Source organism: Cryobacterium levicorallinum, assembly GCF_004402405.1.
Lineage (GTDB): Bacteria > Actinomycetota > Actinomycetes > Actinomycetales > Microbacteriaceae > Cryobacterium > Cryobacterium levicorallinum.
On the sequence record NZ_SOFE01000022.1, the window covers coordinates 20,083 to 33,845 of the forward strand.

Below are 13,763 nucleotides of genomic sequence, written 5' to 3' on the forward strand. Positions count from 1 at the left end.
CAATCAGGTCGCGATGCCTCGGTTCGCGCCACCCGCCCAGAACGCGGCGGCCAGCCAGCTCAGAGCGCACACCCCGTCCCCGCCGCACAACCCGCACAGTCGGTGCCGGGCGCACAGGTCGCCGGCCGGATCGCCCTGCTGCTGCGCCTGGTCGGGCGCAACCCGGCCGGCACGCCCCTGGCCGAGATCGTGCGGGACTCGGGCCTGACCCGGCCCACCGTGCACCGGCTACTCACCTCGCTCGCCGCCGAGGGCCTGCTCGACCATGATGCCGTGCGCCGCACGTGGCACTACGGCCCAGAGGTGTTCGTCATGGGCACCGTCGCCGCGGCGCGCTATCCGATCGAGGAGCTGGCCCGGCCGAGCCTCGTGCGCCTGGCCGAAGCGACCGGGGAGAGCGCCTTCCTGTCCATTCGGCGCGGCGCCGAAACCGTGTGTCTGCTCCGCGAAGAGGGCAGCTTCCCCATCCGCTCCTTCGTGCTGCACGAGGGGGTGCGCTTTCCGTTGGGGGTGGCATCCGCTGGAATGGCCATTCTGGCCTACCTGCCCGAGCCCGAAGTGGATGCCCTCCTGGCCGACACAGGATCCGTCGACACCGAGACCTTCGCGGCTCGCTGGGGCGCCCAGCACTCCCCCGCGAGCATCCGCGCCAATCTCGAACGCACCCGAGTGACGGGCTATGCGGTCAACCCGGGACTCGTCCTGGAGGGCAGCTGGGGCATGGGCGCCGCGATCTTCGATCGCAGCGGTCGCCCGGGGTGGGCGCTCTCCCTCACCGGCATCGAACCACGATTCAAGCCCGAGCGGCAGAAGATTCTGGGTCAACTTCTGCTCGACGAGGCCAGCCGCATCACCCAGACCCTGCAGCGCCCCCCGATAGCCTGACCGCCCGCGCAATGCCAGTTTCGGCCCCGCGTCCCTCGTTTCCGCGCGCAACTTGACGCCGTCGGCCCCAGCACCCGTGCCGCCCTGCATGAGGTGTCATCTTCAACCCGCTGAACTCGGCCTGGCCACGCGAGGTACCACCTTTTGCCCCATGAGTCCTCGTCAAGGGGCTGTAAAGTCTCGTTGCCAATCTGACAGTTCTGTCTCACCACCTCGCCAAAGCGCACCATCCCGGACCGGGCATGAAAACAGCCCCGACCGAGGCCGGGGCTGTTCTTACAGTCTGAGTGGAGCTAAGGAGATTCGAACTCCTGACCTTCTCATTGCGAACGAGACGCGCTACCAACTGCGCCATAGCCCCAAACTGCCTTTGAAGAATATCACGGGCTGGCCGCCACTTTCGCCGCTTCCCGCCCGAGCCGCCGATTAGACGGCGCGGCGACGACGCAGCACGGCGTCGAGGTCGGTCATGCCGGGGCTGGTTTCGCCGACGATTCCCATCGACGCGAAACGGCTCGGCACCGCAGCCACCGCGGGCCTGGCGATCGGCGTGGCGGCCCGGATTGCTTCCTCGGCGAGCGCTGCGGCGCGGCGCGTGACCTCCGCCTCGGCGGCGGCCTTGCGCAGCTGATTGGCCGCTTCAACGGATGCCATCGCCGTCTGCGCAATGGATCCGCGCGAGAGATGCATCGCTCGCGGCACCGGCTGCGGCGTCCAGGTCGCCGCAGCAACCGGGGTCTCCTCAAGCTGCACGGGCTCAAAGGCCTGGCCGACCAGAACGGGCAACACCACCGGGGCGTCCACGCGCACCACACGCGCCGAACGGGCAACCGTGGCCAGCCGGCCGAGAATGCCGAACGCGGCCACCATGACAACTGCGCCACCGACCAAGGCGGTGAACGAGCCAGCCAGGGCGGGAGCGATCCCAGTCACGGCCAGCACGAATCCGGCCAGCAGAATCAGCGACACCAGGCCGCGGAAACGGCGCAGGCGCCGGAGCTTCGAAACGGGCGACTCCGCCACGCGCGGCGCAGCGGCAGCAGCGACGGCCGCAGCGGCGCGGCGAACGTCGCGGGCAGCATCCGCCACCGCTTGCGCTTCGGCTCGTTCGCTCTGCTCAGCGCGCGCCAGAACACGTTGCTGCTCGGCCACGGTGCGGGCGGTGGCTTCGAGTCGCACCTGGTGCGGCACCTCGGCGGTTTCGGCCAGGATGCGCAGCGTTTGCTGCAGCCGCACGGCGTTTTTTTCGGTCGCCTGGTACTGCTTGCGGCGCGACCAGGTGGGCATCAGGTAGGCGACCCAGAGCACGGCGGCCACCGCCACCATGACCCCGCCACCCAATGCCTCATTACTCATGTTGACAACGGTAAGAGGCGCAGCGGCCAGAGCCGATGATTACCGGTGGCGTGTCACCGAAGTTAATACGCTGATTCCGCCCCCGAACGGGGCAAATCGGGGCGATCATCGAACGATGACCCGCACCGGATGCGCGGCCGACTCGAGATCGGCCGCGGTGACCGTGGCGGCATCCGCTGGGACCAGACCATCGTGCCAGCGGCGCAGCACGCCCTGGGTGAGTTCCTCGGCGACCAAACCGAAGCAGAAATGGTCGCGCCAGTCACCGTTGATGTGAATGTAGCGGCGACGCAATCCCTCATAGCGAAAGCCGAGTTTCTCCACGACCCGCAGGCTCGCCTTGTTTTCCGGGCGGATGCAGATCTCCATGCGGTGCAGGCCGAGCTGATAGAAGCAGTAGTCGGTCGCGAGCGCCACGGCCATCGGCGTGATCGACTGGCCGGCGAACTTCTCACTCACCCAGTAGCCGATGGTCGCCGATGACAGTGATCCCCAGGTGATCGACGACACGTTCAGCTGGCCCGCCAGTTCGCCGTTGCTTTCGATGATGAATGGCAGACCGTTACCCGACCGCGAATGCGTCAACAGGCTCCGGATGCTCGCGCGCGTGTCGAAAGACATCGGCGCGTACGGGTTCGTCGCCTCCCACTTGCGCAGCCAGGAACGGTTGGCCAGAAGTTCGCCCTCGAGGGCGCGGGCGTCGCGCAATCGGATCGGGCGCAGGGTGACGGCCCCCTCGCGAAGGGTGGGAATAGCGATCGGCACGGTTCGCCTGTCTGTCGTGGGCTGAAAACCCCGGTGGGGCTCTGTAAAACGTTAGTCGAGCGTGGCGACGAATTCGTGCAACCAGGGCTTGAGGTCGCGCCCGAGGTCTTCGCGATCGACGGCGAGTTGCACGATGGCCTTGATGTAGTCGAGCCGGTCGCCGGTGTCATAACGACGCCCACGAAAAATGAGGCCGTACACGCCGCCGGTGGTTTCGGGGTTGACGGCCATCTCCTGCAGGGCATCGGTCAACTGAATTTCGTTGCCCTTGCCCGGCGCGGTGTGCTCGAGAATGTCGAACACCTCCGGACGCAACACATAGCGGCCGATAATGGCGAGGCTTGAGGGAGCATCCTCTTGGCTGGGCTTTTCGACCAGCCCGGTGATGCGCACGACGTCCGGGTCGTCGGTCGTTTCGACCGCGGCCGCGCCGTACAGGTGAATCTGCGACGGGTCGACCTCGAGCAGCGCCACGATGCTGGTGTTGCGCTTGCCCTGCTCCTCGAGCATGCGGGTGAGCAGGGGGTCGCGGGCATCGATGATGTCGTCACCGAGCAGCACGGCGAAGGGTTCGTTGCCGACGTGCATGCGGGCGCGCAGAACGGCGTGGCCGAGGCCGCGCGGGTCGCCCTGACGCACGTAGTGGATATCGGCAAGCTCGTTGGATTCGCGCACCTTGGCGAGCCGGGTCTGGTCGCCTTTGCGTTCGAGCATGGCCTCCAGCTCGGTCATGCGGTCAAAGTGGTTCTCCAGGGCGTTCTTGTTGCGCCCGGTGACCATCAGCACGTCGCTGAGCCCGGCCGCAACGGCTTCCTCAACGACATACTGGATGGCCGGTTTGTCGACGACGGGCAGCATCTCCTTCGGCATGGCCTTGGTCGCTGGCAGAAATCGTGTTCCCAGCCCAGCTGCGGGAATGACGGCTTTAGTTATCGGGGTACCCATGGGCCCTAGGTTAGTGGCAAGTAGGATGCCTTATATGGACTCCGACATTGGTCATCGAAAGCGTGCGCTGAGAGCGGAGCTGCGCGAACGTCGCCAGAACATGACATCGTCGGAGCGTGAATCCGCCACGGCCGGCTTCACCGCAAACCTGCAAAGCCTCGTCGTGGATCTCTCCGCCCGATCGATTTCCTGCTATCTGTCGGCGCGCAATGAACCCGATACCCGGCCCTTTCTCAACTGGGCAACGGCAGAGGGCATCCGTATTCTGTTTCCCATTTCTCGCGAAGACGGTCTGCTGGACTGGACCGTCGGCGACGGCGAAGAAGAATTCACCGGCATTTCCGGGGTTCCCGAAGCAGTCGGAACCTTGCTCGGCCCGATCGCCATCAACGATGTCGACCTCATCATCGTGCCGGCAGCGGCCATCGACGAGTCCGGTCTGCGCATGGGCTGGGGCCGCGGCTACTTCGACAAGACCCTCGGCTCGATGGAAAAGTGCCCGCCGGTCTACGCCGTCGTCTTCGACAGCGAATACCTCGACGAGGTTCCCCGCGAGGTGCACGACCAACCGGTCAACGGGCTCGTCACCCCGACCAGAATCATCGCGTTCTGACCATTTAATACCGCCCGTGAACCCCGTTCTGCATGTGACGGGGCGCCAGCGCGCCTAACCTTAGTTCTGGCGGGCATTTTGCCTGTCGGCTCAACCAGCTGGAGATGCAGTGCCTACCTACTCTTACCGTTGCACCGAGTGCGACACCGCCTTCGACATCCAGCAGGCCTTCACCGACCACTCGCTCACGGTGTGCCCGACCTGCCAGGGCAAACTGCGCAAGGTCTTCTCCTCGATCGGCGTGACCTTCAGCGGCTCCGGTTTCTACAGCAACGACTCTAAATCGGATGCGAAGCGGTCCAACCCGAATCTCGACCGCAAGCCGAGCGAAAGCTCGAGCGACAAGTCCGACTCCTCGGCGAGTAAACCGGCCGAAACCAAGACCGAGAAGAAGGCGGACAGCACACCCGCCAAGTCCGCGGCCCCCTCCGTTCCGACCGCCAAGGCGTCTTAGAGCATGGCGCTGACCAAGACGGTCGCCCAAGTCATTCGTTTGGAGCACCCCGTGATCAACGGTTTCAAAGAATTCATCATGCGCGGCAACGTCATCGACCTCGCCGTCGCCGTCGTCATCGGCACGGCGTTCACCGCCCTCGTCACGTCGATCGTTACGAGCATTTTCAACCCGCTCATCGCGTCGATCTTCAGCGCCGAGTCTTTGGCTGACTCGCTCGTCCTGCCTCTACGTGGTGGCGACGTCATCTTATTCGGTGCCGTCATCGGCGCACTGATCAATTTTCTGCTGATCGCCGCCGTTGTCTATTTCGCGATCGTGCTGCCGCTGAACAAGCTCAAGGAAGCCCAGGACCGTCGCCGCGCCGCCGGGGTTCCCTCCGAGGTCGTCGCCGACCCCACGACCGAGCTCGACCTGCTCACCGAGATCCGCGACCTGCTGGCCAGGAACGCCGCAACAGCCGCTTCCGACGAGGGCTCCAAACACACCGCCTAAAATACCGTCTTCCCCGTTGTCGGGGGAACACCTATTCCCCCCCCTTTGGGGTAATGTGAGCACGCCCCCGGGCGATTCGCGCGGACTGGCCGCACGGTGAACGAATTACAGGAGCGGTCAGATGAACCAGCTATTCTTGCGCGCGAGCGGCTGCGCCGCAGCGCTCGCGCTCATCGCTGCCTCCCTCCTTGTGGCTGGCCCGGCCTCGGCCGCGACGACCACCCAAATCATCAGCGGCGTCACGTATACGCTCGACGACGCGGCCAATACCGCCTCGGTCACTGACTACGACCACTCTGCGGCGAGCGTGACCATTGAGTCCAGCGTCGGCTCGTATCCGGTAACGAGCATCGGCGTGGACGCCTTCCGGGTAGCGTACGAAGACACCACGTCCACGAAACTCAGTTCCGTTTCCATCCCTGGTTCTATCCTCGCCATTGAGGACGGTGCATTCCAAAACAATGCTCTGAACCCCATCGCGATCCCTGGATCGGTCATCACCATCGGGGCATTCGCTTTCGCCGACAACGACCTGACCACCCTCACGCTGCCCGACTCGGTGCTCTCCGTCGGCGCTTTCTCCTTCTTTGCCAACAAACTCACCACACTCGATCTGGGTGAATCTATCGTCGACATCGGCGGCACGGCCTTCAGCGGTCATCTGCAGGGCAACGGCACCGACAACAATATCGGCTCTGTCGTGATCCCCAACTCCGTCATCACCATTGGCGACGGCGCCTTTCAGCACCTGAACAATCTGACCGAGGTCGTACTCGGCGACTCGGTTGAAACTCTCGGTGAATACGCCTTTGGCTTCTCCTACAATCTTGAATCGATCAGCATCCCCGATTCAGTCACGACCATCGGACCGTATGCATTTGCAGTGAGCGGGCGTCTTTCCGAGTTGGCTTTGGGTAGCGGGGTCAGCACAATCGCCGCAGGCGCGTTCCAGCAGACGGCGCTCACGTCGGTGTCCATTCCCAATTCCGTCACCGAAATCGGCGACTTCGCCTTCGCTTATGGGCACCTGACCTCGGTGAGCATCGGCGCGTCAGTTTCCAGCATCGGTAACCAGGCGTTCTCCAACCAATCAGACTTTATGTCCCATGAATTCGTCAACGATCTGACTTCTGTGTCCTTCGCGGGCAATGCCCCCACGGTGTTCACTGCCGGTTCTGAGCAGGACCAAGGCTCGCTCGGCTTCAGTACCGGCCTGACGGTGTCATATTTCTCGGACCGCACCGGCTTCACCAACCCCTGGCAGGGGTACGCCACGACGCCCGTCGTGCGCGATGTCACAGCGCCAACCGTCACGATCGATGGCGGCGCCTTTGTGACCACACTCGATCTGACACCGGCGATCACCGGTACCACCGGCGAAGCCGCCGGCACAACCGTCACCGTGGCTCTCGGTGATCAAACATTGACGACGACAGCGACCGGAACCGGAACCTGGGCAATCTCCCCCACGGTCACTGCGGGCAGCTACACCATCTCAGCATCCGTTACCGACGAGGCCGGCAACACCGGAACCGCCACCCAGTCCTTGCGGGTCAACTCTCAGAACCCCGCAGCGTTACCGCCGGCCAGCACCACCGCCGAACTCGAGACCTTCATCGTCGACAACAGCCTCGACAGCGCTGCCACCTCCGCAGCCTTCATCGCCACCGGAGCCACAGTGGGCAACCCGCTCGACTCGCTCGACACCAGCGAACCCTTCTCAGGAAACCTGCCCTGGTCCGATCCCACGGACAGCTTTGTCGATGTCTACGCGTACTCCTCACCGACTTTGCTCGGCACGTTCCCCGTCGTAAATGGCATGGTCATCATCAACGGCGTCAACCTCGCCGCCTTGTCAACCGGCGCCCACCACCTCGTCCTGATTGGCCAGACTAGCGGCGCCGTCTCAGTACTCAACATCACCGTGCAGCCCGCACCCGGAACGGGCACAGGCACAGGCACAGGCACTACAGCCGCAGCCGCAAGTACAAGCGCGACGAGCACACTAGCCGGGACCGGAGTGAACGCCTCCGCACCGATCGGCTCGGCACTTGCACTCGTACTCCTCGGGGCCGTTCTCTTGCTCAATCGCCGTCGAACCGCGACGCAGTATTAGAGCCGCAACCAGCAACCGTAGTTCCGAAACCCGTACGTAGCCGCGGGTGCAGGCTATCTGCGGGGTGTCGAGGTGTTTCAGCTGAGAAGCAGCTGACCCGCTCCTGGGGTGTCACCACCTCGACACGAAGCGAGCCGTGCCGGACGCAAGCGGCGGCGGCACCCCACAACTACCAGTGCGGCGGGCGATCCTGCAGCAACTGTGTCTCGTTCGCGCTGGGTGCGCTTCCGGTGTGCGCGACGCCGCCCTCTTCCCGTAACACCGGCGGATGCGGGTTCGGGTCGGTGTCCGGTGCCGGCAGCAGCCGGGCGCGCCGAGCCGTGCCCGCGGCCTTCACGATCGGCTGACGCTCGGTACCTAGACGCGGCGCATCGTCCCGAGCGCTCACGCGCCCGGCCGCTTCGGCGCGATCGTGGAGGCGTCGCCGGACGCAAAGGGCGGGGCATCCGTTTGAGGAACACCGGCGATGGCGGCGACGCGCGCCGCCACGGCGTCTGGGTTACTAAACAATTCGAAGCTGTGCACGCGCAGGTAATGCCAGCCGAGGCGGCGCAGCACTTCGGGACGCAGGCGCAGGGACTCGCGCAGACTCGCGCGGCCGACCACGGCATCCGTTTCAACCACGATGGCGCGCGTGCCGTAGGAGGCGGCCAGGGCGAGCTTGCCGCGGTGCCCGAGACGCACGCTGAGGCCGAGCTTTTCGAGGCGGCCGCCGAGGTCGACGAGCATGGCCTCGCTCGCGTCTGGAACCTGCACCTCGTCGCGGCGGGCCTCGGTCTCACTGAGCACCTGGGACAACGCGAGGATGCCATAGCGCTGACGATCCTCGTCGATGTCAGCCGGGCGAAAGCAGGACACGATGTCGAGCGCGCGGCGGGCCCGGGTCATGCCGATCGCGAGCAGGCGTTCGCCACCGGGTTCGCCGAGCGAACCGAAGTTCGACAGCAGACGCCCGTGCGGGGTGCGGCCGTAGCCGATCGAGAAGATTACCCGGTCCCGGCTCTGCGCCACGGCCTGCTCGAGGGTGAGCACGGTGAACGGTTCGCTGCGATCCTTCAGGATGAAGTCGGACAGGTCGGTGCGCTTCGCGAACGCGGCCAGCACCGCCTGCTGAACGCGAACGGCGTGCCGGGTGCTCGCGGTGATCACCATGAGCGATTCGCGCGCGCGCTTCGATGCGTGGTCGAGCACGAGGTCGACAACCTTCACGACCTCAGCGTCCACGCTCTCGATGGCACCGCTGTCGGCGTCGGGCATGCCACGGCCACCGGCAACATAGTTAATGGTCAAGCTGCCGTGGCCGAGAAAGCTTCCGGCCCAGGGCAGCGAGTCGATACGGCCACCGTAGAAGCGGTGGTTGACCAGTTCGGCGAGGTCTTCGCCGCCGGCCCGATAGCTGCGGGTGAGGGTCAGGGTCGGCAGCAGTTCGCCGAGGCGGGCCAGCGCTGAGTCGGCGTGCAGGGCATCGACCGAGACATCGGGCGTCGGCGCGGCCTCCCCCGAGGCCGAAATTCCGGTCTCGAATGCTGACGGCGTCTGGGTGACCGGGTCACCGAACGCGACAATCTGGCGTCCGCGGCGAATCGCGCCGACGTTTTCGGCGAGGGTCGTCGCTCCGGCATCGACGAGTAGCACTGTGTCAAAGGTGATCTGGTCGCTGATGTCGGCGATCTCGTACGGCGAGGCGAGCCAGACCGGCGCGAGCACCCTCCCGAGGTGCGGGGCGACCTCGTTGAGCCGGGCTGGCGTGGCCCGGTCGGCGCGCAGCAGGCGGCGCAGCTGATCGGCTTCCTCGGGAAAGTCGACGACGCCGATCTTCCAGGTTTCGGCCAGTAGCCAAGCCAGCAGCTTGCCCGAAGCGGATGCGTGCGCCTCGTCGACGAGTTTGAAATCGGCCTCGAGGCGGTCCAGTACCTGCGTGTTCGCGTTGAGAAGGGCTCGGTCGCTCGCCAGCATAATCTCGAGCACGGACTGCCACCAGGCGAGTTCGAGCTCGACAGCGACGTTCTCCTCAGACACGTGCCGCTGGGACAGGTCGGTCATCAGCGGGTCGAGGTTGTGCTCGCGCAGCGTTGCGAGCAGCGCGGTGCGCTCGTGCAGGTTGGCGAGCACCTCACTCTCGGCGGCGAGGCCGGAGATCATCGACACCAGTTCACCGAGCTGACGCCCGGCGAGGGTGCGCGGCGTGCCGACGGTGCCGAGGGGAACGTCGAGCAGGCCGAGGTCTTCGGAGACGCGCTGAAAAGCGACGTGCACGTCGTTGATGCCGACCGGCACCTCGGGCGTGACTCCCGCGGCGGCGTAGCGCTGCCAGAGCGTGCGCTGGTCCTGGATGCGGCGCAGGCTCTCGTTCATATCGCTGACCCGCACGCCGGGGCGCTGGTACTCCTCGGCGAGCTTGCGCAATCGGCGCCGGCTGGCCGAGCTCATCTCGGAGGATTCACGCCGCGACGACGTGGCGGCGATCAGCTCGATCAGCGAGCGGTCGTAGACGCCCGGCTGGAACTTGTCGAGCGTTTCTCGAATATCGAGCAGCAGGCGTAGGTAGATGCCGAGTTCGTTGATCGTCTCGAACGGGCGCAGCCGGGTCTGGCCGATCAGACCGTTGGCGCGTTCAAGCAACCGCGGCAGTTCAACCTGGTTGATGCGCTTGGCGAGTTGATGCGAGTTGGAGGCATCCGCTGAGGAGGTGAAGGAAGCGCCGTACCAGGGTGAGTCGCCGGGGCCGTACCGAAACTCGCCGAGGATAGCGGCTTTGATCAACGTATTGGCGGCGGCGGATCGGGAGTGAGCGAGCAGCTCGAGAGCGTGCCGGTCGAGCCGGGCCGTCGTCGACGGCGGCTGCGGCAGCTGCGCGAGGCGCGCGAGCTCACCCAGGGCATCGAGGACAGAGACGCCGAGCGCCGAATCGCGGCGGGTGAGCGCCGCGCGGTAGTCGAGCAGCACCTTGCGCAAGCGCACCAGGGCATCGTCCACGTCGCCGACCCGCGGCTGGGTGGCCTTCTCGTTGCGTGTGATCGACTGGATCAGGTCGCGGCGCAGCGAGCGCGGAGTCACGGCGATGCCGGGCAGGCCCACCTGCACCAGGCGACCGGCGATTCCGTCGAGGCTGGAGCGGCGGGCGCTGACCACGAGCACGCGCTTATGCTGGGCGACGAGCGAGCCGATCGCGTTGACGATGGTCTGGGTGCCGCCGGTTCCGGGCAGGGTCTTCACGACCAGAGAGTTTCCCGCCGCGATCTGCGCGACGACATTCTCCTGCTCTGGGTCTGCGTCGCCGAGCAGCGTGTCGGTGGCGGGCGGACGGGCATCCTGGCCGATCGGCACCACCGGGTTGTAGGCGGACCCGATATTGCGCTTGGCGGTCATATTACCGGCGACGGCGTCGAGCAGCGGGTGGTCGAGGTTCGAGGCGTCGGCGGCGAGTGCCTGGCCGCAGGAGGCGAAACTCGAAACGACGAGCCGGGGCACGACGTTGAACCAGGGCAGATGGGAGGTCAGGCCGCGCAGGCGGTCGATGACCGGCTGCGGTTTGAACGCACCGTTCGTGACGGCGAGCGCCACAAAAGCGTCGGCGTCGAGCACGATCTGAAACTGGTCCTTCAGCGCGCGGGCCAGTTCGGGGTTGAGAAAGGGCTGGCCCTTGAGCTTGAGCTCGTAGTCACGGCCGTAGCGGCGGATCGCAAGCGGGCGCAGCAGTACCGGGGCACTGTACTCGACGTCCTGGTAACGCCACTCGGCGAGGCCGATGGCGAGGTTGACCGACTCGATGCCGCGCATCGAGCGCAGTTCGATGCCCTTCTGGGTGATCTCGTTCGCGGCCAACCGGGCGTTGCGGAGCGCGAGTTCATCGCGAATGAGGTTGGACAGCAGGGTGGTCTTGCCGATGATGAACTGCGGCAGGCCCCCGGGATGGGTGGCGCTGAGCTCGATGCGGGTGCGGGCTTCGTCGGTGAAGTGCAGCAGCGGGGAGCGCCCGCCGAGCGCGGCGAGTTCATCGCGCCAGCGCTGCCAGACCGGCTCGGCGATGTTACCGGCAGTGAACGCCGGATCGCCCAGACTGAGGTTGTGGGGACTGGTCACGTTTTGCGGGTCGATGGGGACGACGTCCAGGTACTTGGAAAGCACGTCGTCGTCGTCTTGTTTTCTATCGAGGTGCCACACAGGGATACCCTAATTGCGAAACCACTGTTTTTGTTTGAGGCGGCCGGGGTTTCGCGTGATTTGGCCCTTACAGCCAGTCCCGACGCTTGAAGACGATGTACAGGGCGCATCCCATCGCGAGCATCAGGGCGAGCGCGAACGGGTAGCCCAGGGTCCAATGTAGTTCGGGCATGTGGTCGAAGTTCATGCCGTAGATGGTTCCGACCAGGGTCGGTGCGAACAGGATCGCCGCCCAGCTGGAAATTTTCTTGACCTCTTCGCTCTGCGCCAGGCTGGTCTCCGACAGGTGCCGCATTTCGTCGTTCTGGGCCTGTCCCACGAGGGTGCTGTGCACGGTCAGCGCGTTTTGCAGCAGCTGCCGAAAGGCGTCGCCGCGTTCAACGATGCGCAGGGTATGGTCGAGCACATCGCGCAGGTGCCGGTGCAGTTCCAGGTCGACGTTGTATTTGTCGAAGCCACGCTGCATGGCCTCAAACATACCCACGAGCGGTTGGGTGGCTCGTTGAAACTCGATCACTTCGCGGGACAGGGCGTAGATGCGTCGGCTGACCTCGGGGTCACCGTCGAAAAGTTGGTCTTCGATCTCATCGATGTCATTTTCGAGGCCGGCCACGACCGGCCCGTACTCGTCGACGACCTGGTCAAGAATCGCATACAGCACGGCTTCCGGGCCGAGGGCGAGCAGGTGCGGTGCCTGCTCCATCCGCTGGCGCACCTGGGCGAGGTCGGGCGATTCCGCGTGACGGATGGTGACGACGAAGTCCGGGCCGACGAAGACGTGCAGCTCACCGAATTCAACGCGTTCCTCGTCGTCCATATAGCGAGCGGGGCGCAGCACCACGAACAAAATATCGCCGAACCGCTCGATCTTCGACCGCTGATGGCCCTTGAAAGCATCCTCAATGGCCAGGTGGTGCAGGCTGAACTCGGTGGCGACGGCCCGCACTTCCTCCTCGCTCGGCCGGTACAGTCCGATCCAGGCGAAGCCCTTATGCTCCTTCATGGCCTCGAAGGTCTCGTCGAGGCTGGGCGGTGTCGAAACCCGATGCCCGTCCACGTAAACCGCGTTGTCCACCAGGGCCATGGGCTCTCCTTGTTCGCTCCTAGTTTGCCACCGCGTACGGTTGCAGAGTGACGCAAACGGATGTCTCCCTCTTCCTGGCTCCGCGGGCGCCGCTCCCTGAGACCGACCGTCTGCACCTGGCCGAGGCCGTCGCCCGGGTCTGCCGGGTTGAGCTCACCGAGGTCACCATCGCGCAGCGCTGCGAGCGCTGCGGTGGCGCACACGGGAAACCCCGCGTGCTGCGGCCCCCGGGCACCTTCGTGAGCCTGAGCCGCGCCGCCTCGACCGTCGCCGTCGCCGTGTCGCTGGCCGGGCCGATCGGTGTCGATATCGAGAGCGTCAGCGCGGTCGGCCGGGCCGGGTTCGACGACGTCGCGTTCAACGGGCCCGAGCAAGAAGCCCTGTGGGCGGTGCCGATGGCGGCACGCGACCGGGTGCGCGCGACGCTCTGGACGGCGAAGGAAGCGGTGCTCAAGCTGTCCGGGGCGGGGCTGACGGTGGACCCGCGGGAGCTGACCGTTGTATACCCGAAAGCGGCGGCATCCGTTCTCGTGATGGAGCCGCGGTGGCAGCTGCTGAGTTGGCCGGGCGCTTCCCTCGATCTGGCCGACCTGCACCTGGCGGGCTTCGACGCCGGCCCAGGCCTGGTCGGCACGGTGGCGACCCTCGGCCCGGAAGCGCCCCGGATCGTGCTGCTCCCCCAAACGTGAGGCGCAGCGTAACGGATGCCTGTTGCTGGTGCCCACAGGCGCCGCCGCCGGCATCCATTTCATGCTGCGCGGGACTTGCGCCGCTGCGCGGGAGGCCCAACTACCGCGCAGCGGCGCAACACCCGCGATACGCGCGACCCCGAGGCCACTCACCACCCCGCGCACTGGCACGACTCCAGCGGAGCGCACGAGCCGGG

At 65.7% G+C, this 13,763-nt stretch carries 12 protein-coding genes and 1 tRNA gene; 6 read left to right on the forward strand and 7 right to left on the reverse strand.

From position 1 onward, the window contains the following. The first annotated feature begins 102 nt into the window (after positions 1-102). Positions 103-885, forward strand: a complete 783-nt coding sequence (locus E3O11_RS10490; protein WP_241991154.1) for an IclR family transcriptional regulator — start codon at positions 103-105, stop codon at positions 883-885. 288 nt (positions 886-1,173) lie between these two features. On the opposite strand, the gene E3O11_RS10495 is transcribed toward E3O11_RS10490, so the two are convergent. From E3O11_RS10495 to galU, 4 genes are all read right to left on the reverse strand, one after another. Continuing rightward, positions 1,174-1,246, reverse strand: a tRNA-Ala gene (locus E3O11_RS10495). Between the two features lie 65 nt (positions 1,247-1,311). Beyond that, positions 1,312-2,241, reverse strand: coding sequence for a hypothetical protein (locus E3O11_RS10500; RefSeq protein WP_092451034.1), 930 nt, complete (start codon positions 2,239-2,241; stop codon positions 1,312-1,314). Between the two features lie 105 nt (positions 2,242-2,346). Next, a complete protein-coding gene (locus tag E3O11_RS10505) occupies positions 2,347-3,006 on the reverse strand; it encodes a GNAT family N-acetyltransferase (RefSeq protein ID WP_092451036.1) in 660 nt (219 codons plus the stop codon). Between the two features lie 51 nt (positions 3,007-3,057). Continuing rightward, positions 3,058-3,951 carry a UTP--glucose-1-phosphate uridylyltransferase GalU gene (galU, locus tag E3O11_RS10510; protein WP_092451038.1) on the reverse strand — a complete coding sequence of 298 codons (894 nt, stop codon included), beginning with the start codon at positions 3,949-3,951 and terminating at the stop codon, positions 3,058-3,060. A gap of 34 nt (positions 3,952-3,985) precedes the next feature. On the opposite strand from galU, the gene E3O11_RS10515 reads away from it, so the two are divergent. The 4 genes from E3O11_RS10515 (at position 3,986) to E3O11_RS10530 (ending at position 7,629) form a co-directional block, all read left to right on the forward strand. Continuing rightward, the gene (locus tag E3O11_RS10515; RefSeq protein WP_092451040.1) at positions 3,986-4,564 is read left to right on the forward strand and encodes a 5-formyltetrahydrofolate cyclo-ligase; all 579 of its coding nucleotides are present in this window, start codon (positions 3,986-3,988) and stop codon (positions 4,562-4,564) included. Between the two features lie 109 nt (positions 4,565-4,673). Beyond that, complete coding sequence (locus E3O11_RS10520) at positions 4,674-5,018, forward strand: FmdB family zinc ribbon protein (RefSeq protein WP_092451042.1); 345 nt, start codon at positions 4,674-4,676, stop codon at positions 5,016-5,018. A gap of 3 nt (positions 5,019-5,021) precedes the next feature. Continuing rightward, positions 5,022-5,513 carry a large conductance mechanosensitive channel protein MscL gene (gene mscL, locus E3O11_RS10525; RefSeq protein WP_241994699.1) on the forward strand — a complete coding sequence of 164 codons (492 nt, stop codon included), beginning with the start codon at positions 5,022-5,024 and terminating at the stop codon, positions 5,511-5,513. A gap of 121 nt (positions 5,514-5,634) precedes the next feature. Then, a complete protein-coding gene (locus tag E3O11_RS10530; protein WP_092451044.1) occupies positions 5,635-7,629 on the forward strand; it encodes a leucine-rich repeat protein in 1,995 nt (664 codons plus the stop codon). Positions 7,630-7,798: 169 nt separating this feature from the next. On the opposite strand, the gene E3O11_RS10535 is transcribed toward E3O11_RS10530, so the two are convergent. The 3 genes from E3O11_RS10535 to E3O11_RS10545 all read right to left on the reverse strand — a co-directional run bounded on the left by E3O11_RS10535 (position 7,799) and on the right by E3O11_RS10545 (position 12,877). Next, a complete protein-coding gene (locus E3O11_RS10535) occupies positions 7,799-8,017 on the reverse strand; it encodes a hypothetical protein (protein WP_092451045.1) in 219 nt (72 codons plus the stop codon). Continuing rightward, positions 8,014-11,793, reverse strand: a complete 3,780-nt coding sequence (locus tag E3O11_RS10540) for an ATP-binding protein (RefSeq protein WP_092451047.1) — start codon at positions 11,791-11,793, stop codon at positions 8,014-8,016. Before E3O11_RS10540 ends, E3O11_RS10535 begins: the two co-directional genes overlap by 4 nt. A 67-nt stretch (positions 11,794-11,860) precedes the next feature. Continuing rightward, on the reverse strand, positions 11,861-12,877 hold the full coding sequence (locus E3O11_RS10545; protein WP_092451048.1) for a magnesium and cobalt transport protein CorA: 1,017 nt from the start codon (positions 12,875-12,877) through the stop codon (positions 11,861-11,863). 47 nt (positions 12,878-12,924) lie between these two features. Here E3O11_RS10545 and E3O11_RS10550 point away from each other — a divergent pair, with 47 nt between their 5' ends. Beyond that, positions 12,925-13,566 carry a 4'-phosphopantetheinyl transferase family protein gene (locus E3O11_RS10550; protein ID WP_092451050.1) on the forward strand — a complete coding sequence of 214 codons (642 nt, stop codon included), beginning with the start codon at positions 12,925-12,927 and terminating at the stop codon, positions 13,564-13,566. Positions 13,567-13,763: the final 197 nt, after the last annotated feature.